30 protein-coding genes and 1 other annotated feature are annotated in these 20,608 nt (G+C 48.3%); of the genes, 2 read left to right on the top strand and 28 right to left on the bottom strand.

The window, feature by feature from the left end:
* Positions 1 to 232, top strand: a 232-nt coding sequence (locus A0126_RS19440; protein ID WP_204251448.1) for a hypothetical protein, incomplete at its 5' end; no start/stop codon positions are given.
* Positions 93 to 3,190, bottom strand: a sequence feature (most likely nonfunctional fraction of RNA operon). (Overlaps the previous gene by 140 nt.)
* A 396-nt stretch (positions 3,191 to 3,586) precedes the next feature.
* On the opposite strand, the gene A0126_RS16275 is transcribed toward A0126_RS19440, so the two are convergent.
* From A0126_RS16275 to A0126_RS16265, 3 genes are all read right to left on the bottom strand, one after another.
* The gene (locus tag A0126_RS16275) at positions 3,587 to 4,192 is read right to left on the bottom strand and encodes a KinB-signaling pathway activation protein (protein ID WP_088836014.1); all 606 of its coding nucleotides are present in this window, start codon (positions 4,190 to 4,192) and stop codon (positions 3,587 to 3,589) included.
* A gap of 3 nt (positions 4,193 to 4,195) precedes the next feature.
* Positions 4,196 to 5,227, bottom strand: coding sequence for an Mrp/NBP35 family ATP-binding protein (locus A0126_RS16270; protein WP_029332281.1), 1,032 nt, complete (start codon positions 5,225 to 5,227; stop codon positions 4,196 to 4,198).
* Positions 5,228 to 5,407: 180 nt separating this feature from the next.
* Positions 5,408 to 6,040, bottom strand: a complete 633-nt coding sequence (locus A0126_RS16265) for a M15 family metallopeptidase (protein ID WP_088836013.1) — start codon at positions 6,038 to 6,040, stop codon at positions 5,408 to 5,410.
* 100 nt (positions 6,041 to 6,140) lie between these two features.
* Here A0126_RS16265 and A0126_RS16260 point away from each other — a divergent pair, with 100 nt between their 5' ends.
* Positions 6,141 to 6,431 (top strand): hypothetical protein, encoded by a 291-nt coding sequence (locus tag A0126_RS16260; RefSeq protein ID WP_088836012.1) that lies wholly within the window; start codon positions 6,141 to 6,143, stop codon positions 6,429 to 6,431.
* A gap of 92 nt (positions 6,432 to 6,523) precedes the next feature.
* On the opposite strand, the gene rpsI is transcribed toward A0126_RS16260, so the two are convergent.
* The 25 genes from rpsI to rplN all read right to left on the bottom strand — a co-directional run bounded on the left by rpsI (position 6,524) and on the right by rplN (position 20,563).
* Positions 6,524 to 6,916, bottom strand: coding sequence for a 30S ribosomal protein S9 (rpsI, locus tag A0126_RS16255; RefSeq protein WP_012369042.1), 393 nt, complete (start codon positions 6,914 to 6,916; stop codon positions 6,524 to 6,526).
* Positions 6,917 to 6,940: 24 nt separating this feature from the next.
* Positions 6,941 to 7,378, bottom strand: a complete 438-nt coding sequence (rplM, locus tag A0126_RS16250; RefSeq protein WP_012369041.1) for a 50S ribosomal protein L13 — start codon at positions 7,376 to 7,378, stop codon at positions 6,941 to 6,943.
* A 155-nt stretch (positions 7,379 to 7,533) separates the two neighbouring features.
* Entirely contained in the window at positions 7,534 to 8,283 is a 750-nt protein-coding gene (gene truA, locus A0126_RS16245; protein WP_029332277.1) for a tRNA pseudouridine(38-40) synthase TruA, read from the bottom strand.
* Positions 8,283 to 9,074 carry an energy-coupling factor transporter transmembrane component T family protein gene (locus tag A0126_RS16240; RefSeq protein WP_088836011.1) on the bottom strand — a complete coding sequence of 264 codons (792 nt, stop codon included), beginning with the start codon at positions 9,072 to 9,074 and terminating at the stop codon, positions 8,283 to 8,285. The genes truA and A0126_RS16240 overlap by 1 nt, the downstream gene beginning before the upstream one ends.
* Positions 9,071 to 9,928 (bottom strand): energy-coupling factor transporter ATPase, encoded by an 858-nt coding sequence (locus A0126_RS16235; RefSeq protein WP_029332275.1) that lies wholly within the window; start codon positions 9,926 to 9,928, stop codon positions 9,071 to 9,073. The genes A0126_RS16240 and A0126_RS16235 overlap by 4 nt, the downstream gene beginning before the upstream one ends.
* A complete protein-coding gene (locus tag A0126_RS16230) occupies positions 9,916 to 10,746 on the bottom strand; it encodes an energy-coupling factor ABC transporter ATP-binding protein (RefSeq protein WP_088836010.1) in 831 nt (276 codons plus the stop codon). Before A0126_RS16230 ends, A0126_RS16235 begins: the two co-directional genes overlap by 13 nt.
* A 95-nt stretch (positions 10,747 to 10,841) precedes the next feature.
* Complete coding sequence (gene rplQ, locus A0126_RS16225) at positions 10,842 to 11,213, bottom strand: 50S ribosomal protein L17 (protein WP_023466649.1); 372 nt, start codon at positions 11,211 to 11,213, stop codon at positions 10,842 to 10,844.
* 34 nt (positions 11,214 to 11,247) lie between these two features.
* The gene (locus tag A0126_RS16220) at positions 11,248 to 12,192 is read right to left on the bottom strand and encodes a DNA-directed RNA polymerase subunit alpha (protein ID WP_029332273.1); all 945 of its coding nucleotides are present in this window, start codon (positions 12,190 to 12,192) and stop codon (positions 11,248 to 11,250) included.
* Between the two features lie 137 nt (positions 12,193 to 12,329).
* Positions 12,330 to 12,725 carry a 30S ribosomal protein S11 gene (rpsK, locus tag A0126_RS16215; RefSeq protein ID WP_029332272.1) on the bottom strand — a complete coding sequence of 132 codons (396 nt, stop codon included), beginning with the start codon at positions 12,723 to 12,725 and terminating at the stop codon, positions 12,330 to 12,332.
* 16 nt (positions 12,726 to 12,741) lie between these two features.
* Positions 12,742 to 13,107, bottom strand: a complete 366-nt coding sequence (gene rpsM / locus A0126_RS16210; protein ID WP_012369033.1) for a 30S ribosomal protein S13 — start codon at positions 13,105 to 13,107, stop codon at positions 12,742 to 12,744.
* A 20-nt stretch (positions 13,108 to 13,127) separates the two neighbouring features.
* Entirely contained in the window at positions 13,128 to 13,241 is a 114-nt protein-coding gene (rpmJ, locus tag A0126_RS16205) for a 50S ribosomal protein L36 (protein ID WP_003156543.1), read from the bottom strand.
* Positions 13,242 to 13,274: 33 nt separating this feature from the next.
* Positions 13,275 to 13,493: a translation initiation factor IF-1 gene (gene infA, locus A0126_RS16200; RefSeq protein ID WP_012369032.1), complete on the bottom strand. Its 219-nt coding sequence runs from the start codon at positions 13,491 to 13,493 to the stop codon at positions 13,275 to 13,277.
* A gap of 150 nt (positions 13,494 to 13,643) precedes the next feature.
* A complete protein-coding gene (map, locus tag A0126_RS16195; protein WP_088836009.1) occupies positions 13,644 to 14,396 on the bottom strand; it encodes a type I methionyl aminopeptidase in 753 nt (250 codons plus the stop codon).
* On the bottom strand, positions 14,396 to 15,043 hold the full coding sequence (locus A0126_RS16190) for an adenylate kinase (RefSeq protein WP_026834297.1): 648 nt from the start codon (positions 15,041 to 15,043) through the stop codon (positions 14,396 to 14,398). The genes map and A0126_RS16190 overlap by 1 nt, the downstream gene beginning before the upstream one ends.
* 72 nt (positions 15,044 to 15,115) lie before the next feature.
* The gene (secY, locus tag A0126_RS16185) at positions 15,116 to 16,405 is read right to left on the bottom strand and encodes a preprotein translocase subunit SecY (protein ID WP_088836008.1); all 1,290 of its coding nucleotides are present in this window, start codon (positions 16,403 to 16,405) and stop codon (positions 15,116 to 15,118) included.
* The gene (gene rplO, locus A0126_RS16180) at positions 16,405 to 16,845 is read right to left on the bottom strand and encodes a 50S ribosomal protein L15 (RefSeq protein WP_029332269.1); all 441 of its coding nucleotides are present in this window, start codon (positions 16,843 to 16,845) and stop codon (positions 16,405 to 16,407) included. The genes secY and rplO overlap by 1 nt, the downstream gene beginning before the upstream one ends.
* A 35-nt stretch (positions 16,846 to 16,880) precedes the next feature.
* Positions 16,881 to 17,066 carry a 50S ribosomal protein L30 gene (rpmD, locus tag A0126_RS16175; protein ID WP_012369027.1) on the bottom strand — a complete coding sequence of 62 codons (186 nt, stop codon included), beginning with the start codon at positions 17,064 to 17,066 and terminating at the stop codon, positions 16,881 to 16,883.
* Between the two features lie 18 nt (positions 17,067 to 17,084).
* Positions 17,085 to 17,585, bottom strand: a complete 501-nt coding sequence (rpsE, locus tag A0126_RS16170) for a 30S ribosomal protein S5 (RefSeq protein ID WP_012369026.1) — start codon at positions 17,583 to 17,585, stop codon at positions 17,085 to 17,087.
* 22 nt (positions 17,586 to 17,607) lie between these two features.
* Entirely contained in the window at positions 17,608 to 17,958 is a 351-nt protein-coding gene (rplR, locus tag A0126_RS16165; protein ID WP_029332268.1) for a 50S ribosomal protein L18, read from the bottom strand.
* 37 nt (positions 17,959 to 17,995) lie between these two features.
* Positions 17,996 to 18,532, bottom strand: a complete 537-nt coding sequence (gene rplF, locus A0126_RS16160) for a 50S ribosomal protein L6 (RefSeq protein WP_029332267.1) — start codon at positions 18,530 to 18,532, stop codon at positions 17,996 to 17,998.
* 31 nt (positions 18,533 to 18,563) lie between these two features.
* The gene (gene rpsH, locus A0126_RS16155) at positions 18,564 to 18,962 is read right to left on the bottom strand and encodes a 30S ribosomal protein S8 (protein WP_012369023.1); all 399 of its coding nucleotides are present in this window, start codon (positions 18,960 to 18,962) and stop codon (positions 18,564 to 18,566) included.
* A gap of 31 nt (positions 18,963 to 18,993) precedes the next feature.
* On the bottom strand, positions 18,994 to 19,263 hold the full coding sequence (rpsN, locus tag A0126_RS16150) for a 30S ribosomal protein S14 (RefSeq protein WP_012369022.1): 270 nt from the start codon (positions 19,261 to 19,263) through the stop codon (positions 18,994 to 18,996).
* A 14-nt stretch (positions 19,264 to 19,277) separates the two neighbouring features.
* Entirely contained in the window at positions 19,278 to 19,817 is a 540-nt protein-coding gene (gene rplE, locus A0126_RS16145; RefSeq protein WP_029332266.1) for a 50S ribosomal protein L5, read from the bottom strand.
* Positions 19,818 to 19,848: 31 nt separating this feature from the next.
* Positions 19,849 to 20,160 (bottom strand): 50S ribosomal protein L24, encoded by a 312-nt coding sequence (gene rplX, locus A0126_RS16140; protein WP_029332265.1) that lies wholly within the window; start codon positions 20,158 to 20,160, stop codon positions 19,849 to 19,851.
* A 34-nt stretch (positions 20,161 to 20,194) separates the two neighbouring features.
* Complete coding sequence (rplN, locus tag A0126_RS16135; protein WP_012369019.1) at positions 20,195 to 20,563, bottom strand: 50S ribosomal protein L14; 369 nt, start codon at positions 20,561 to 20,563, stop codon at positions 20,195 to 20,197.
* Between the last annotated feature and the right edge of the window lie 45 nt (positions 20,564 to 20,608).

The following is a 20,608-nucleotide window of genomic DNA, read 5'->3' as shown; positions in this document are numbered from 1 at the left end:
CACTCGCACCTTGAAAACTGAAGACATCAACAAGACATCAAATTTTTATAACCATGTCATTAGACGTGTGTTCTTAGAATACCAAAATGCTAGATCAAGGTATGAAGGGCGTACGGTGGATGCCTTGGCACTAGGAGCCGATGAAGGACGCGACGAACAGCGATATGCTTCGGGGAGCAGTAAGTATGCTTTGATCCGAGGATTTCCGAATGGGGGAACCCACCATCCGTAATGGGATGGGACATGTTACGTGAATACATAGCGTAGCGTGAGGCAGACCCGGGGAACTGAAACATCTAAGTACCCGGAGGAAGAGAAAGCAAATGCGATTCCCTGAGTAGCGGCGAGCGAAACGGGAACAGCCCAAACCGGAGAGCATGCTCTCCGGGGTTGTAGGACACTCTATACGGAGTCAAAAAGGAAGACAGTAGGTGAACGACCTGGAAAGGTCGGCCGAAGAAGGTGACAGCCCTGTAGCTGAAACTGTTTTCCCTCCAGAGTGGATCCTGAGTACGGCGGGACACGTGAAACCCCGTCGGAATCCGGGAGGACCATCTCCCAAGGCTAAATACTCCCTAGTGACCGATAGTGAACCAGTACCGTGAGGGAAAGGTGAAAAGCACCCCGGAAGGGGAGTGAAATAGATCCTGAAACCGTATGCCTACAAGTAGTCAGAGCCCGTTAATGGGTGATGGCGTGCCTTTTGTAGAATGAACCGGCGAGTTACGATAGCGCGCGAGGTTAAGCTGATGAGGCGGAGCCGTAGCGAAAGCGAGTCTGAATAGGGCGCACGTAGTGCGTTGTCGTAGACCCGAAACCAGGTGATCTACCCATGTCCAGGATGAAGGTCAGGTAACACTGACTGGAGGTCCGAACCCACGCACGTTGAAAAGTGCGGGGATGAGGTGTGGGTAGCGGTGAAATGCCAATCGAACCTGGAGATAGCTGGTTCTCCCCGAAATAGCTTTAGGGCTAGCCTCGAGGTTGAGAGTTCCGGAGGTAGAGCACTGATTGGACTAGGGGCCCCCACAGGGTTACCGAATTCAGTTAAACTCCGAATGCCGGCAACTTATACTCGGGAGTCAGACTGCGAGTGATAAGATCCGTAGTCAAGAGGGAAACAGCCCAGACCGCCAGCTAAGGTCCCAAAGTGTATGTTAAGTGGAAAAGGATGTGGCGCTGCCTAGACAGCTAGGATGTTGGCTTAGAAGCAGCCACCATTCAAAGAGTGCGTAATAGCTCACTAGTCGAGTGGCGCCGCGCCGAAAATGTAACGGGGCTAAACATACCACCGAAGCTGCGGATTCCGTAAGGAATGGTAGGGGAGCGTTCCAAACCGCTGTGAAGCTGTACCGGAAGGAGCAGTGGAGCGTTTGGAAGTGAGAATGCCGGTGTGAGTAGCGAAAAGAGGGGTGAGAATCCCCTCCGTCGAAAGCCCAAGGTTTCCTGAGGAAGGCTCGTCCGCTCAGGGTTAGTCTGGACCTAAGCCGAGGCCGAAAGGCGTAGGCGATGGATAACAGGTTGATATTCCTGTACCACCGATCCACCGTTTGAACAATGGGGGGACGCAGGAGGATAGTGACGCATGCGGATGGAAGTGCATGTGTAAGTTTCGAGATCGTCTGATTGGCAAATCCGTCAGGCACCAAGATCGAGGAACGACGCGGAGTCCCCTAGGGACGAAGGTCACGATTTCACACTGCCAAGAAAAGCCTCTAGTGAGGTGGAAGGTGCCAGTACCGTAAACCGACACAGGTAGGCGGGATGAGAATTCTAAGACGCGCGGGATAACTCTCGTTAAGGAACTCGGCAAAATGGTCCCGTAACTTCGGGAGAAGGGACGCTCTACATGAGTAGAGCCGCAGTGAATAGGCCCAAACGACTGTTTAGCAAAAACACAGGTCTCTGCTAAATCGCAAGATGACGTATAGGGGCTGACGCCTGCCCGGTGCTGGAAGGTTAAGGGGATGGGTTAGCGCAAGCGAAGCTTTGAACCGAAGCCCCAGTAAACGGCGGCCGTAACTATAACGGTCCTAAGGTAGCGAAATTCCTTGTCGGGTAAGTTCCGACCCGCACGAAAGGCGTAACGATTTGGGCACTGTCTCAACGAGAGACCCGGTGAAATCATAGTACCTGTGAAGATGCAGGTTACCCGCGACAGGACGGAAAGACCCCATGGAGCTTTACTACAGCCTGATATTGAGGCTTTGTGCATGATGTACAGGATAGGCGGGAGACGTCGAGACCGGAGCGCCAGCTTCGGAGGAGTCACCCTTGGGATACCGCCCTTCATGCATAGAGTCTCTAACTCGCAGCCGTAATCCGGCTGGAGGACCGTGTCAGGCGGGTAGTTTGACTGGGGCGGTCGCCTCCTAAACAGTAACGGAGGCGCCCAAAGGTTCCCTCAGAATGGTTGGAAATCATTCGTAGAGCGCAAAGGCAGAAGGGAGCTTGACTGCGAGACCTACAAGTCGAGCAGGGACGAAAGTCGGGCTTAGTGATCCGGTGGTTCCGCATGGAAGGGCCATCGCTCAACGGATAAAAGCTACCCTGGGGATAACAGGCTGATCTCCCCCAAGAGTCCACATCGACGGGGAGGTTTGGCACCTCGATGTCGGCTCATCGCATCCTGGGGCTGGAGTAGGTCCCAAGGGTTGGGCTGTTCGCCCATTAAAGCGGTACGCGAGCTGGGTTCAGAACGTCGTGAGACAGTTCGGTCCCTATCCGTCGTGGGCGCAGGAAATTTGAGGAGAGCTGTCCTTAGTACGAGAGGACCGGGATGGACGCACCGCTGGTGTACCAGTTGTTCCGCCAGGAGCATCGCTGGGTAGCTACGTGCGGACGGGATAAATGCTGAAAGCATCTAAGCATGAAGCCCCCTCCAAGATGAGATTTCCCTTTGAGTAATCAAGAAAGACCCCTCAGAGACGATGAGGTAGATAGGTCACGGGTGGAAGCATGGTGACATGCGGAGCTGAGTGATACTAATCGGTCGAGGCCTTGTTCTAGCAGATGATTGCGCCTTTCATCATCGGACCATGCGGTCCGAAGAACTATCCGGTATTAGCTCCGATTTCTCGGAGTTATCCCAATCCTTGAGGCAGGTTCCTTACGTGTTACTCACCCGTCCGCCGCTCATTCCACTCGCTTCCCTCCGAAGAGTTCCGCGAGCTTCCTGCGCTCGACTTGCATGTATTAGGCACGCCGCCAGCGTTCGTCCTGAGCCAGGATCAAACTCTCCATAAAGTGTTTGACTTGCTCGTTTTTGTGACCGAAGTCACGTTGACGAAGCTTGCGCTTCATTCATTGTTTGTATCCGAAGATACGTTTTTTGCCTCATCGTTCAGTTTTCAAAGTCCGATATGTCATTTGACGACTTTTAAATCTTACAGTAAAGTATTAACTAATGTCAATTCTTTTTTATAAGTTTTTTTCGTTGTATGACGCTCGCTTTCGGCGTGTGCCTTAGCGACATGTATTAATATATCAACTCTTGTTTTTTACGTCAACTGTTTTTCTAAAAAAACTTTTAAAAAAGATGGACCCGATGGAATTGGTCATAACAACCATTCCCCGAGTCCTTTTCTTATGCCTGTTTTTGCGACTGTACTTTCGCTGGAGCAGGCTTTTCTTGCAAGCGATGCAACATCAGGATTTGATACGCATTACAAACCAAGAGTGTCGCCAGTGCGGCCCAAAGCATCCGCTTGTCTTGCGTTGCCTGAAGAGCTGGTACCCATTCAATCAACGTGATGACCGTCATTAAGAATAACGTCGGGATGAAAGCACTGAAATTTGTTTCACGGGCTTTCGTACGTGCAACGAGAAATGCGACGAACAATAAGACAACCATTTCACCAATATAGAGGCTTGTTTTATCGAATCCGAACGCAAGTCCACGTAAGTAGACGCCGTCAAACAAGGCGAAGGCAATCAAAACGACCTGAACCCGATTCCATAACTTTGCGCCGCGGAACAGATCAAGTCCAACCCGGTGCAAAATCAAATAAGAGAAAAAGCCCATCAGGCTGATTGCCGTCCATGTACTACTGTATGCCAAGGCCGTAATGTATCCGCTAATCGATTGATTGCGGACGTACCCTGGTTCAGCGACAAGGTTAAACACGAAGCCGGCTAGCGTCCCAATTAGGAGCGTCATCCAGAACAGCTTCAAAAATCCTTTAATCTTCATGTATTATCCCTCTACTTTTTCGATGACACGCGCTGCGAGTTCATTATAGTGTGTTTCAAATGGATGGTCATCGCGATAAATCGATGGTGCAAAGTCCGATTCATTCGCATATGGTTGTCCAAGTGGAATCTTAGCTAGAATATCTGTTTTTAGCGCTTCTGACAACTTCTCTCCGCCACCTGATCCGAAGACATACTCTTTTTCACCAGTTACCTTGCTTTCGAAGTACGCCATATTTTCAATGATACCGAGCAAACGGTGGTTCGTCTTAATCGCCATCGCACCGGCACGAGCTGCAACGAATGCCGCTGTCGCATGTGGTGTCGTGACAATCAATTCCTGACAGCTTGGGAGCATCGAGTGAATATCAAGTGCGACGTCACCCGTTCCTGGCGGCAAATCGAGTAAGAGGTAATCAAGATCGCCCCATTCAACATCCGAGAAGAAGTTATTGAGCATCTTCCCGAGCATCGGTCCACGCCAGATGACGGGTGCATTGTCTTCGACGAAGAAGCCCATCGAGATGACTTTTACGCCAAACCGCTCTGGCGGAATGATCCGGTCATTGACGACGGTCGGTCGTGTTTCAATTCCCATCATATCCGGAACACTAAAACCATAGATATCCGCGTCAATCAAACCAACTTTTTTACCTGCCCGTGCAAGGGCAACTGCGAGGTTGACGGAAACCGTCGATTTTCCGACGCCCCCTTTACCAGAAGCGATCGCGATGAACGTCGTCCCTGACTCCGGTTTAAGAATCGATGGTGTCGTCGCTGCCTGAATCCCGTGATCGCCGAGTGCCTCGAAACGAAGTCCGACCGTCTTGAAGCCTTTTTCTTTTAACTCTTTAACGATTTCTTGTTGTAACGTCAACTGTTCACCTGAACCTGCTTGCGCAAGTGCGATTTTCAGGCTGACGTAGTCTCCTTTGATTCGGACATCACGAATCCCGTTCGTATCTGCAAGCGAGCGTTCGATCGTCGGATCAATTAACTGTCCGACTACCTCGCGAATTTCTTGTTCATTCAACATAGTGCCTTCCCCCTGAGAACGTTCGATTTATTCCATTTCAGTATAACAAAAATAAGATAGCGCTTGCACATTTCGGCTCATAAAGGATGACATTTCCTTGTCGACCCGGAAGAATCAGTCCAGCAGCTTCAAAAAAAGAGATCTCCTCCGCGCTGTCGCTAAAAGGGATCTCCCGATCTGTTAAAACATCCGATTCCAGGTTGCCGGTCCGACGACTCCGTCAACTGCTAATCCTTGACGTGCTTGGTAGGCACGGACCTTTTCAACCGTCTCTACATCAAATCGTTTCGTGACGGTTGCCTTGACCGCCCGCTGAATCCGCTCGATGTCCCGACTGTTCATCTGGACGGCCCCTCGATAGAGCGGCTGTCCCGGATAAGGCACTAAAACATCCGTCGTCACTGTATTTAACTCAAAGTGCGGATAATCTTTAAATCCACTCCAATCTCCGCCCCAGGAAAAACCTTGCCGTTTCATTGCCTGGACGATTTGTTGAAAGTTGGCATCGGTATTAAAGATCGCTTCCGTTCCGTCCATGGAGTATTGAAACAGATCAACGGCAATCCCGCGGTTATGATTTGATTGTCCTCCACGGGCATGCGTGACAATCGCTCCCGGCGTCGTTCGTCCTTGCGCATAGAGTTTCTCCTGCTCGGCATAGGAACGGAAGCCTTGGGCCACTCCGACATAAATTCCTTTGACATGGAGTTCCCGGATGACTTGGCGTGTCTTTCGGGCGACTTCCGGCGAGAGTCCGGGAACATTCAGTTTTCGATTGGCTCGTTCGAGCAACCAACTGACTGATAGTGTCATCTTTCACCACACTCCTTTCTCCTCTGTTCCCGAAAACAGAATCCGGTATACTTAACGATGGACTTATCCTCACCAAGCATTCGGAAAAAGGAGTTTTTTGATGAAAAAAATGTTAGTCTTCGCAAGCGTCATCACAGTCTTCTTACATATCGGCTATGCGATTTACTTTTATGCAGGGCATGAAGCAAATGTAGCTTATCAACCCGCTCTCCCTGAAAACAGCACGGTGTTAAGTCAGGAGACGTCTTTTACCGGTACAGTCGGTTCACAGACGGCGAATGATCCTCTTGCATTTTTACAGCATCTGTTCCTCTGGAGTATCCCGCTGACGTTTGTTGCTCTCACAGCACTCTTATTCCTCATCCGAACAATACGACGACGTACGTTTTGAACGGCAGACAGTTGCTTGACCGCTTTTTTAATTAGAGAGCGGTCTTTTGGCATAAAAAAATCTCCCACCCGTAAGGATGAGAGATAAAACGATTAACGTTTTGAGAACTGAGGTGCACGACGTGCTGCTTTAAGACCGTATTTTTTACGTTCTTTCATACGAGCATCGCGTGTTAAGAAGCCTTTAGCTTTAAGTGTTCCACGGAAATCTGGATCCGCTTGAAGAAGTGCACGTGAGATACCGTGACGGATAGCGCCTGCTTGACCAGTGAAGCCGCCGCCTTTGACCGTTACCATGATATCGTATTTACCTTCTGTTTCTGTGAGTACAAGTGGTTCTTTTGCAGTCATGATTAAAGTTTCATAACCGAAGTATTCGCTGATATCGCGCCCGTTAACTGTGACTTTACCGTCTCCAGCAACGAGGAAAACGCGAGCTGCCGCGTGTTTACGGCGACCAGTGCCGTAGTAACGTACATCTGCCATCGTGTAGTTCCTCCTAAATTCGTATTAACCGCGAAGTTCGTAAACTTCTGGTTGTTGTGCTTCTTGCTTATGAGTATCTCCAGCGTAAACGTGGAGTTTGTTGAACATTTGACGACCGAGGCTACCTTTTGGAAGCATCCCTTTGATCGCGAGTTCAAGCATACGCTCAGGTTTGTTAGCGAGTAAGTCGCGTGCGACAGTCTGCTTCAAGCCGCCTGGATGACCAGAGTGACGGTAGTAGACCTTTTTGTCGAGTTTGTTACCAGTTAATACGATTTTCTCAACGTTGATGAGGATAACGTGATCCCCACAGTCAACGTGTGGTGTGAACGTAGGTTTGTGCTTACCGCGGAGAAGTGAAGCCACTTCGCTCGAAAGACGACCGAGTGTTTTGCCTTCTGCGTCGATAAGGAGCCATTTGCGTTCTACATCAGTAGCTTTCGCCATGAAAGTTGTGCGCATGTAAAATACCTCCTAAGGAATTTAAAAGTTTCTTTTTTGATTTTTCATTTATTCACTGTGTGAATCTATCAGAATCTTAGGTGTACGGGGCTAAGATTGTGGTTTCATAATAAATGAAATGCCAATAAACATTGTATGTTTTTTAGCGGCTAATGTCAAATGCCTTTTTTAGACTCTGGGTAGAAAACTTCCCAAAGGTACAACCCGTGCGGTGGTGCCGTCACACCAGCGACGTTTCGATCCTTCGCGGCAAGCATCTTCTTGATGTCCGTAGCGGCAAAACGTCCGCGTCCGACATCAAACAAAGTCCCGACCATGATACGAATCTGATTATAAAGAAAACCGCTTCCTTTAAACCGAAAGATTAGCTCTTCCCCGTACTCAATCAACTCCGCTTCATAAATCGTCCGGATTCGATTATCCGTTTCCGTCTTCGCGACACAAAACGAACTGAAATCATGGGTGCCGACTAAATACGTCATCGCTTGACGCATCACGTCGAGATCAAGCGCGTACGGAATCAATACCGATTGATGACGTCGAAACGCATCTTCGGTCCGGCGTACGAAGTACCGGTACTCTTTCCCCACTACATCATACCTTGCTTCGAAGTCAGAAGCGACCTCTTTACAGTCCCGGACACGAATATCGTCCGGTAATAACGTATTTAAGGCCTTGACCATGCTGTCCGGCGCAATCGCAAGTTCCGTATCGAAATGGATGACTTGCCCCTGTGCGTGCACACGAGCGTCTGTACGCCCTGATCCAATCACCTTGACCGGGTGCTTGTGCATCCGCGCAAGCGTCTTCTCGACGACCTCCTGGATCGTTACACCATTCGGTTGGACTTGGTAACCAGAGTAACCCGTCCCGTCATATTGAATCGTACATTTAAAACGTCGCATCAGAAACCTCCCCGTAAGTAAACAAGCAGGAGCGCGACGACGACGAGGAGACCCATCAAACCGGTATCACGTGCCGTCCATTTCGATTCCCGAAGACGCGTCCGTCCTTCTCCCCCACGGTAGCCGCGTGCTTCCATCGCAATCGCGAGGTCCTCTGCCCGCTTAAAGGCCGAGATGAACAATGGAATCAAAAGTGGGATGATTGCCCGCAGACGCTCTTTAATCGGTCCTGCCGCTAAATCAACACCACGTGCCTGCTGTGCTTTCATGATCTTCTCCGTCTCTTCTGCCAGTGTCGGTAAGAACCGCAGCGAAATCGAGAGCATCAAGGCAATCTCATGCGTCGGAACGCGGACGACCTTGAATGGCTTCAAAAGCAACTCAATTGCATCTGTCAGCTCGATCGGTGACGTCGTCAAGGTGACGAGTGTCGTGATCGAGACCAAATAGAAGAAGCGGAGCGAGACGATGATGGCGAGACGCAGACCTTCCGAATAAATTTTAAACCATCCAAATTCGAACAAGACGGTTCCTTCTCGCGTAAAGAACAGTTGAACGATGAAGGTGAAGACGATTAGGAAAAGAATCGGACGTAAGCCCTTCAAGACGTAGCGGAGTGGCAATTTACTACTCGCTAACGCTAAAAACGTAAAGATGAGTAAAAAAATGTTCGTCGCTGCATTGTTCGCGAGGAACACGAGCGGGATGAAACAAAATGCAAAAATAATTTTTGCAAGCGCAGAAGAACGATGAAGATAGGACGTACCCGGAATATGTTGTCCGACGATCATATACGTCCCCCCTGTACCTGTAGAATCCAATCCACGACTTCCGGTTCCGTTCGTAAGTTCGGACGCGAAAGTCCGAGTCGGTCTGCCACCGGCCAGGCAAGTGCTAAGACGTGCGGAAGATCAAGATGGAACTGCTTCAGCAGCTCCGCCTGTTGGAATAATCCAATCGGCTCTCCATCATACGCGACTTGTCCATGCTCCATGACGACGACACGATTCGTATATTCGAGCACTTGATCCATATCATGCGTGATCAAGAGTAATGTCAAACCCGTTTCCGCATGAAGCCGGGCGAAAAGACTCAGCATTTGCTTACGTCCTTGCGGATCGAGTCCAGCGGTCGGTTCGTCGACGATCAACACGTCTGGTTGACTAGCGAGTACGCCTGCGATCGCAACACGCCTCATTTGCCCACCAGACAAGTCAAACGGCGATCGGGACCAGAAGACTTCGTCTAGCCCTACTGTGCGTAATGCCTCTTTTGCGAGCCGTTCCGCCTCTTCCTGCTCATGCCCGAAGTTCATTGGACCGAACATGACATCCTTTAAGACTGTTTCTTCAAACAGCTGGTACTCAGGATACTGAAAGACGAGACCGACACGTTTTCGTAGTGCCTTTAAATCTTGTTTTCGTTTTGGTTCAATGATGATGTCATCGACTTGGACTTTTCCTCTCGTCGGTTTCAGCAATCCATTGATGTGCTGGACGAGCGTCGACTTCCCAGACCCAGTGTGCCCTACAAACGCAACAAGCGCCCCTGACGGAATCTCAAGATTCACATCACGCAGCGCGACTCGTTCGAACGGACTATTAAGTTGGTACGTATAGTTCAATTCCTGGATTAGGATTGGCATAAGCGGTTCACCAATTCACTTTCATCTAGTATCGTGTCCCCATACGAGAGACCTCGCGCCCGCAATTGCTCCTGAACTCGAACGATGAAAGGAACATCGAGACCGATTTCTTGGAGAAACGCCGATTTCGCAAAGACTTGTTGAGGTGTACCTTCTAATACGATTTTCCCGGCATCCATCACGATGACACGACTGGCCTGTAAGACCTCGTCTAATTCATGTGTAATGGCGACTACCGCCATCGGATGTCGTTCATATAATTCTTGAACGGTCGACATAACCTCTTCACGTGCGAGTGGATCAAGCATCGATGTTGCTTCATCAAGCACGAGAACATCAGGGCGCATCGCAAGTGCCGAAGCAATTGCGACACGCTGCTTCTGTCCGCCGGATAGTTGATGGGGTTCCCGATCAACAAAATCCGTAAGGCCAACGCGCGCTAGACTGTCGTCAATACGACGAACCATTTCCTCGCGTGGCACACCCCAATTTTCAAGGGCAAATGCCACGTCGTCGCGCACGGTCGTGCCAACAAATTGATTATCTGGATTTTGAAAGACGATGCCGATTGCCCGACGCATCTCCCATAGTTGCTCCGGATTCGCACTCGAGAATGTCTCGCCTACGGTCACCGTTCCTGATTCAGGAAGCAACAAGCCATTAAACAATTTAGTCAGCGTTGATTTTCCAGAGCCGTTGTGTCCAACGATGGCGACCCATTCACCAGAATGAATCGTCAGAGAGACATCTTGTAACGCAGCTTGTTCCTGTTCCGGATACCGATACGTAACGTGATCCAGTTCAATTAGCTTCGTCATGTCTACTCCTCCTTCATCAAATCAATTAATTCCATTTGTAACAAAAGGGCAGAAGCGAGTTACGCACTGCCCTTTTATAACGAATCATTTAAAAATTAAACGAGTTCGATGATGACCATTTCTGCGCCGTCACCACGACGTGGTCCCATTTTCATGATGCGTGTGTAACCACCTTGACGCTCAGCAAAACGTGGAGCAACATCAGCGAATAATTTTTGGATCGCGTCTTGTGCTTTGCCCTCTGCGTTTTGACCAGCAGCTTCACGGCGAACGAACGATGCAACTTGACGACGAGCGTGGAGATCACCGCGTTTACCTAAAGTGATGAGTTTCTCAACGACTGGACGAAGTTCCTTCGCTTTTTGTTCTGTAGTTTGGATACGCTCATTGATGATGAGATCAGTCGCAAGGTCACGCAAAAGTGCCTTACGTTGTGAGCTTGTACGGCCTAATTTCGAGTATGCCATGGATGGATTCCCTCCTTCGTGCAATTAATAGTTTTTAGTCTTCTTTACGCAAACCAAGTCCGAGTTCGTCGAGCTTCGCTTGAACTTCTTCGAGTGATTTACGTCCGAGGTTACGAACTTTCATCATCTCGTCTTCGCTCTTATTCGCGAGTTCTTGAACCGTATTGATACCAGCGCGTTTCAAACAGTTGTACGAACGAACTGAAAGATCGAGTTCTTCGATCGTCATTTCAAGTACTTTTTCTTTTTGATCTTCTTCCTTTTCGACCATGATTTCGGCATGGAGCGCTTCGTCCGTAAGACCAACAAAGATGTTTAAGTGTTCTGTCATGATTTTCGCACCGAGTGACACTGCTTCTTCAGGGCGGATTGAACCGTCCGTCCAAACATCAAGCGTCAATTTATCGAAGCTCGCATCTTGACCGACACGTGTTTTTTCAACTTGATAGTTTACACGTTGAATTGGCGTGTAAATCGAATCAATTGGGATCACACCGATTGGCATATCGTCCCGTTTGTTATCTTCAGCCTGAACATACCCACGACCGCGACGAGCTGTCAGACGCATATGAAGTGATGCACCTTCTGCAAGTGTTGCAATGTGAAGTTCTGGGTTGAGGATTTCGACGTCGCTGTCATGCGTAATGTTTGCCGCAGTAACAACGCCAGCGCCTTGAATATCGATCTCAAGTGTTTTCTCTTCTTCCGAGTAAACTTTGAGGGCGAGTTTCTTAAGGTTCAAGATGATTTGGGTAACGTCTTCTACAACGCCATCAATCGTCGAGAACTCATGAAGAACGCCATCGATTTGGACTGCAGTGACTGCAGCACCCGGAAGTGAAGATAATAGGATACGACGCAATGAGTTACCAAGCGTTGTACCGAATCCACGCTCAAGCGGTTCTACTACGAATTTACCAAACGTAGCGTTTTCGCTTAATTCGACCGTTTCAATCTTCGGTTTTTCGATTTCGATCATCTGAACCCCTCCTTGAATATCGTCCTGTTGGCCATCGCGTTCAATCGCCAACCGTCTCGTGTACGTGTCTACTGCTTGATTTGGTCAAACGATCAACAAAAGTCTACTCGATTTCCCGCTTTGCAGTACAAGACGGGTTACACGCGACGACGTTTTGGAGGGCGGCAACCGTTGTGTGGAACTGGAGTTACGTCACGGATCGCTGTAACTTCGAGACCGATTGCTTGAAGCGCACGGATAGCAGCTTCACGACCTGCACCAGGACCTTTAACGTTGACTTCTACAGTACGCATACCGTTGTCCATTGCAGTTTTTGCAGCTGTTTCAGAAGCAAGTTGTGCTGCGAATGGAGTCGATTTACGTGAGCCTTTGAAGCCCATGTTACCTGCAGTTGCCCAAGAGATTGCATTCCCTTGCACATCAGTGATCGTAACGATTGTGTTGTTGAATGTTGAACGGATATGCACGATACCAGACTCAATATTCTTTTTGACTTTACGTTTACTACGAACGTTCTGTTTACGTTTTGCCATATTAGTTTACCCTCCCTTACTTCTTCTTGTTCGCTACTGTACGGCGTGGGCCTTTACGAGTACGCGAGTTGTTTTTAGTGTTTTGACCACGAACTGGAAGACCACGACGGTGACGAACACCACGGTAGCAACCGATTTCGATCAAACGTTTGATGTTGAGTGAGATTTCACGACGAAGGTCACCCTCAACTTTTACTTTATCTAAACCATCACGAAGTTGGTTGAGTTGTTCTTCAGTCAATTCACGAGTACGAGTATCTTCAGAGATACCAGCTTCTTTCAAGACTTTCTGAGCAGTCGTTTTACCAACACCATAGATGTAAGTGAGTGAGATAACGATGCGTTTCTCACGTGGAATATCTACACCAGCAATACGTGCCATGTGTGCACCTCCTTGTTTAATTACCCTTGTTTTTGTTTATGCTTAGGGTTTTCGCAAATAACCATTACTTTGCCTTTACGGCGGATAACTTTACACTTTTCACAGATCGGTTTAACCGAAGGTCTTACTTTCATTGTGAATACCTCCTCCTGAAAAAATCGGAGTTTTTATTTGAAACGGTATGTGATCCGTCCGCGAGTTAAGTCGTATGGTGACAACTCAACTGTTACTTTATCTCCTGGTAAGATCCGAATGAAGTGCATCCGAATTTTTCCTGAGACGTGCGCGAGGACCGTGTGGCCGTTTTCTAACTCCACCTTAAACATCGCATTTGGAAGTGGTTCGATAACCGTACCTTCCACTTCGATTACATCTTGTTTCGCCATCAATTATACCCCTTTCTCTATAAAGTTGATTGGGAGCCCAGACGATTTGTAGCGCTTAGGGGCTTTCTACAGTAGCCGTTGAGAGATCATCGGTCACAAACACGAGTGGATAGCGGCTTATAGAAAGGTGACACCAATAACGCGCACAGCTCACTCTGCATCGACCGTTAAGATCTCGTAGCCGTCGTCTGTGATGGCGATGGTGTGCTCAAAGTGGGCGCACATGCTACCGTCCACTGTCACTACCGTCCAATTGTCGGATAGTGTGCGAACATAGCGTTTCCCGACGTTGACCATTGGCTCAATCGCCAGTGTCATGCCGGTTTTCAGGCGCGGCCCTTTCCCCGGTGGTCCATAATGTGGGATTTGCGGATCTTCATGCAAATTTTGTCCCACGCCGTGGCCCACATATTCGCGGACTACAGAAAAATTCGCTGCTTCGACATGTGACTGAATCGCATGCGAAATATCTGTCAGGTGCACACCAGCTTTGGCGCGCTCCAATCCTTTATACAGAGATTCTTCAGTTACGTCAAGTAACTGCTTTGTCTCTTCAGAGATTGTACCGACCGGATATGTCCAGGCTGAATCTCCGTGATATCCATTATACTCCGCCCCGATATCAATCGAGATGATGTCTCCATCGTGGAGTACGCGGTCACCCGGAATACCATGGACAAGTTCTTCATTTACTGATGCGCAGATGCTACCAGTAAACCCATTATAACCTTTAAACGATGGTGTTGCCCCTTGACTTCGAATATAACGTTCAGCGATCGCGTCGAGTTGCCCCGTCGTGATGCCTGGACGAATGTGAGCTTTAAGCGCCTTATGCGTCCGAGCGACGATTTGTCCTGCCTTACGCATAATGTCGATTTCACGCGGCGCTTTCGTAATGATCATTACTGACCACCAAGAAGTGCTTGAACATCGGAGTAAACTTCATTAATCGGACGATCACCGTCCAAATTACGAAGATACCCTTTTTCAGCGTAAAAGTCAATCAAAGGTTGCGCTTGCGCGACGTTGACTTCAAGACGACGGCGAACCGTTTCTTCTTGATCATCTTCACGTTGAACAAGTGCTGATCCGTCGATATCACAGACACCTTCCACTTTTGGTGGGTTATAGATGACGTGATACGTTGCTCCACATGTCGGGCAAATCCGGCGGCCTGTCAAACGAGGGACAAGTTTCTCCGGGTTGACACCGATGTGAATGACGTGATCGATTTGTTTGTTAAGATCCGCAAGTAATGCTTCAAGAGCATCTGCTTGTTTCACTGTGCGTGGGAAACCGTCAAGAAGAAAACCATTTGCACAGTCTTCTTTGGCGAGACGTTCACGTACGATGCCGATTGTGACTTCATCCGGAACGAGTTCCCCTTTATCCATGTACGATTTCGCTTCCTGCCCGAGCGGTGTTTGATCTTTGATCGCCGCGCGGAACATGTCGCCTGTCGAGATGTGTGGAATGGCGTAGTCTTCGATAATTTTCGCAGCCTGCGTCCCTTTTCCAGCACCCGGCAAGCCCATCAATACAAGATTCATGTCGGTAGCCTCCACTTCTATAGACTCTATAGACACAACAGAAAGGAAAGGGATGGTCCCCTTCCTCCCGCCTTATCGGATAAAGCCTTTGTAGTGTCGTTTAACCAGTTGACTTTCAATCTGTTTCATCGTCTCAAGACCTACACCGATGACAATCAGCAAGCTTGTTCCACCAATTTGCACCGAGTTCGGTAAACCAGCGAACTTAATAAAGAACGTTGGCGTTACCGCGATGACAGCAAGGAAGAGCGAACCGAAGAATGTCAGACGATAGAGGATCTTCGTGATGTATTGTTCCGTTTGCTTACCAGGACGGATACCAGGAATGTACCCGCCTTGTTTTTGAAGGTTCTCTGCCATTTGTTCCGGGTTGACCTGAACGAATGTGTAGAAGTACGAGAAGGCGATGATCAATGCAACATAAATCGACATTCCGATTGGACTCGTATAGTCGAAGATGTCACGAATTTTCGTCGCGTTTTCCGGACTCGCAAAGAAACTTGCAATCGTTGGTGGAGTCACCATGAACGATACCGCGAAGATAACTGGGATAACACCAGCAGCATTCAGCTTCATCGGCAAGTGTGTCGATTGGCCGCCTACTGGCGCACGGTTCACCGTACGCTTAGCGTACTGAATCGGAATCTTACGTGCAGCTTGCTGCACATAGATGACACCGACGATGACCGCAATGATGATTAAAAGCAACAGTACGATATAAAGCACATTGACGAACAAAGCATCCCCTGCATTTTGGAGCTTTGTTTCGTAAATCTGGCGGAACGCGTTCGGGAAGCCTGCGACAATCCCAGCGAAGATGATCATTGATATCCCGTTACCAATGCCCTTCTCCGTAATGAGTTCACCGAGGAACATCAAGAACGCTGTACCAGCCGTCAAAACAAGTGCAATCATAACGTACGTCCAGGTGCCAAAATCTTCATTGACAAGACCTGGATAGATACGGTTAAATCCAAGCGCGATTCCAAACGCTTGGACTAAGCCGAGTACGATCGTTCCATAGCGCGTTACCGTTGCTAACTTCTTACGGCCCGCCTCTCCTTGTTTTGCCCATTCGGCAAACTTTGGAACAACGTCCATCTGTAAGAGTTGGACAACGATCGAGGCCGTAATATACGGCATGATTCCCATCGCAAAGAGTGAGAAATTCTGCAAAGCATTCCCGCCGAAGGAGTTCAAGAATCCGAGAATACCATTCTCGTCAATCTTGAATACTTCAGTGTTTACCATCGGCACTGGGATATGCGCTCCGATCCGGAACACGATAATCAGGGCCAAGGTAAAGAGAATGCGCCGACGGATGTCGGCTACGCGCCACATATTGGAGATCGCTTGAAACATTAGATCACCTCAACCGTACCGCCGGCAGCTTCGATCGCTTGCTTCGCAGCTTCGGAGAACTTGTGAGCTTTTACTGTCAGTTTCTTTTCAATCTTGCCGTTTGAAAGGATCTTAACGCCGTCTTTCATACCTTTGACTGCGCGAGTCTCGATAAGAAGTTCAGGAGTTACTTCAGTTCCTTCTTCAAAACGGTTAAGTGTGTCAAGGTTGATAACCGCGAACTCTTTACGAGTCGGGTTGTTGAAGCCGCGTTTTGGTAAACGACGGAAAAGTGGGTTTTGTCCACCTTCGAAACCTGGACGAACACCACCGCCTGAACGAGCTTTTTGACCTTTGTGACCACGGCCAGAAGTCTTACCGTTACCAGAAGACATACCGCGACCTACACGGTTGCGTTCTGAACGTGAACCAGCAGCTGGTTTCAATTCATGGAGTTTCATAGTGGGGCACCTCCTCATAAAATTATATCGTTCTATTACTCTTGAATTTCTTTAACTGTCAATAAGTGTGACACGTGGTTAATCATCCCACGCATAGCAGCGTTGTCAGGTACGACAACCGTTTGGTGCATCTTACGGAGACCAAGCGTACGAGTAGTAACGCGTTGGTTCTCCGGACGACCGATCATGCTGCGTGTGAGGGTAACTGCGAGTTTCGCCATCTGTATTCCCTCCCTTTCTTAACCGCGAAGTTCTTCGACGGTTTTACCGCGGAGTTTCGCAACGTCTTCAGCACGTTTAAGTGAAGTGAGACCTTTAACAGTCGCACGAACCATGTTGATTGGAGTGCTTGATCCAAGTGATTTCGAAAGAATGTCGTTGATTCCCGCTAATTCGAGAACCGCACGAACTGGGCCACCAGCGATGACTCCAGTACCTTCAGAAGCAGGTTTCAAGAAGACGTGACCTGCACCGAAAATTCCGTTGATTTCGTGTGGAATTGTAGTGTTAACGATTGGGACGTTAACCATGTTTTTCTTTGCATCTTCGATTGCTTTACGGATCGCTTCAGGCACTTCCTGAGCTTTACCCGTACCGAAACCTACGTGACCATTCTTGTCACCTACGACGACGAGTGCAGCAAAACGGAAGCGACGGCCACCTTTTACTACTTTCGCGACGCGGTTTACAGTAACAACGCGTTCTTCGAGTTGATCCATGTTAATTTCTAACTGGCGCATGTAGAGGTTCCCTCCTTTTCTATTAGAATTTGAGACCAGCTTCACGAGCTGCTTCAGCTACAGCTTTGATACGTCCATGATAGAGATATCCTCCACGGTCGAAAACGACTGTTTCAATACCTTTTTCAAGAGCGCGTTCAGCTGCGAGCTTACCGACTGCTGTTGCAGCGTCAGCTGTGTTGCCTTTTTCAAGATCGAGTGATGATGCAGATGCGAGTGTTGCATGTGTTGCATCGTCAATGACTTGTACGTAAATGTTCTTGTTCGAACGGAATACGTTCATGCGTGGACGTGTTGCAGTCCCGATGATTGTACGACGTACACGACCATGACGCTTTTTACGCGTAGCGTTTTTGTCTGCCTTTGAGATCATTTATGCCACTCCTTTCCGGTCAATTCGTATCAACGAATTACTTACCTGTTTTACCTTCTTTACGACGAACGACTTCATCACTGTAACGAATTCCTTTACCTTTGTACGGCTCAGGTTGACGGTACGAACGAATCAATGCAGCAACGTGTCCAACACGCTCTTTGTTGATTCCGCGGATGATGATTTGCGTATTCGTAGGAACTTCGACTTCAATGCCTTGTTCCGGAGTGTACTCGATTGGGTGTGAGTAACCGAGGTTGAGTACGATTTTGTTACCTTGCTTTTGAGCACGGTAACCAACACCTTGGATATCAAGTGTCTTAGCAAAACCGTTGTTTACACCTTCGACCATGTTCGCGATAAGCGCACGAGTCGTTCCGTGAATTGTACGGTTAGCCTTTTCGTCGTTTGGACGAACGACAGTCAATTCATTACCTTCTACGTTGATAGCCATAGTCGGGTTGAACTCACGTGTGAGTTCACCTTTAGGACCTTTTACTGTAACTGTGCTGTTTTCAACTGTTACTGTAACGCCTGCTGGGATAACGACCGGCTTTTTACCAATACGTGACATTTAAGACACCTCCGTTCTTTTTATGCGTGAATTACCAGATGTATGCGATCACTTCGCCGCCGACTTTTTGTTGGCGAGCTTCTTTGTCTGTCATAACACCTTTAGATGTTGAAACGATAGCGATTCCGAGACCACCGAGTACTTTCGGGATTTCATCAGCTTTCGCGTAAACGCGAAGACCTGGTTTCGAGATACGTTTGAGTCCAGTGATAACGCGTTCGTTGCTTGCGCCATACTTAAGGAATACGCGGAGCGTACCTTGTTTGCTGTCCTCGAGATATTCAACATCGCGGATGAAACCTTCACGTTTGAGGATTTCAGCGACTTCACGTTTGATTGTAGAAGCTGGCATTTCCAACTTCTCATGGCGAACCATGTTTGCATTACGAATGCGTGTAAGCATATCTGCAATCGGATCTGTCATAACCATGCGATGTACCTCCTTTCACAACTTTAATGAATTACCAGCTTGCTTTTTTAACACCAGGGATTTGACCTTTATGAGCAAGATCACGGAACTTAATACGGCTGATACCGAATTTACCAATGTAACCGTGTGGACGGCCAGTGATACTGCAACGGTTGTGTAAACGAACCGCTGAAGAGTTACGTGGGAGTTTGCTCAAGCCGATGTAGTCGCCTTGTGCTTTCAATTCTGCGCGTTGTTCAGCGTAGCGCTCTACGAGTGCTTGGCGTTTTACTTCACGTGCGATCATTGATTTCTTAGCCATGTGTGCGGCCTCCCTTATTTTTGGAATGGCATGCCGAGTGCTGTGAGAAGCTCACGAGACTCTTCATCCGTATTAGCAGTAGTTACGATAACGATGTCCATACCACGGACTTTAGATACGCGATCGTAGTCGATCTCTGGGAAGATCAATTGTTCCTTCACGCCTAGCGTGTAGTTACCACGGCCATCGAATGATTTCTTCGATACACCACGGAAGTCACGTACACGTGGAAGTGACACGTTGATCAACTTGTCGAGGAATTCGAACATGCGCTCTCCGCGAAGTGTAACCTTCGCACCGATTGGCATACCTTCACGAAGTTTGAAACCAGCGATTGATTTCTTAGCTTTCGTGATGAGTGGCTTCTGACCAGTGAGGAGCTGAAGCTCTTCTACTGCCATGTCAAGTGCTTTCGTGTTCGTAACAGCGTCACCAACACCCATGTTGATTACGATCTTATCGACTTTCGGCGCTTGCATTACAGAAGTATAGTTGAATTTCTCCATCATTACTTTGACGATTTCGTCTTGGTATTTAGCTTTTAAACGGTTCATCAGAAAGTGGACCTCCTTTCTTTAAATCTTCTTATTTATCTAAAGCTTCGCCCGATTTTTTAGCGATACGTACTTTCTTGCCGTCAACCACAGTGAAACCAACGCGTGTTGGAGTTCCTGTCTTAGGGTCGATGAGCATAACGTTCGATACGTGAATCGGTGCTTCTTTCTCGACAATTCCGCCTTGCGGGTTAAGTTGAGAAGGTTTTGTGTGTTTTTTGATCATGTTAACGCCTTCGACGATAACGCGATCTTTTTTAGGCATAGCAGTAAGAATAACGCCTTGTTTGCCTTTATCTTTACCAGTCATAACCTGAACTTTATCACCTTTTTTGACATGCATCGTTAGAGCACCTCCTTGTAGGAATTCTTTGGAATTAAAGTACTTCCGGTGCCAACGAGACGATCTTCATGAAGTCTTTTTCACGAAGTTCGCGTGCGACTGGTCCGAAGATACGTGTGCCACGTGGGCTTTTATCATCTTTGATGATGACTGCTGCATTTTCGTCAAAACGGATGTACGAACCGTCTTTACGACGAACGCCACGTTTAGTACGAACGACTACTGCGCGTACAACTTCACCTTTTTTGACAACGCCACCTGGTGTTGCTTGTTTAACTGTGCAAACAATTACGTCACCGATGTTAGCAGTTTTGCGACCAGATCCACCGAGGACTTTGATCGTCAAGACTTCACGAGCTCCTGAGTTGTCTGCTACTTTCAAGCGAGATTCTTGTTGAATCATACGATTGTACCTCCCTCCGGATGTTTATTCATCCGAACTAATTAG

This window comes from Exiguobacterium sp. N4-1P, assembly GCF_002214325.1.
This window is presented reverse-complemented; position numbering and strand designations above follow the sequence as displayed.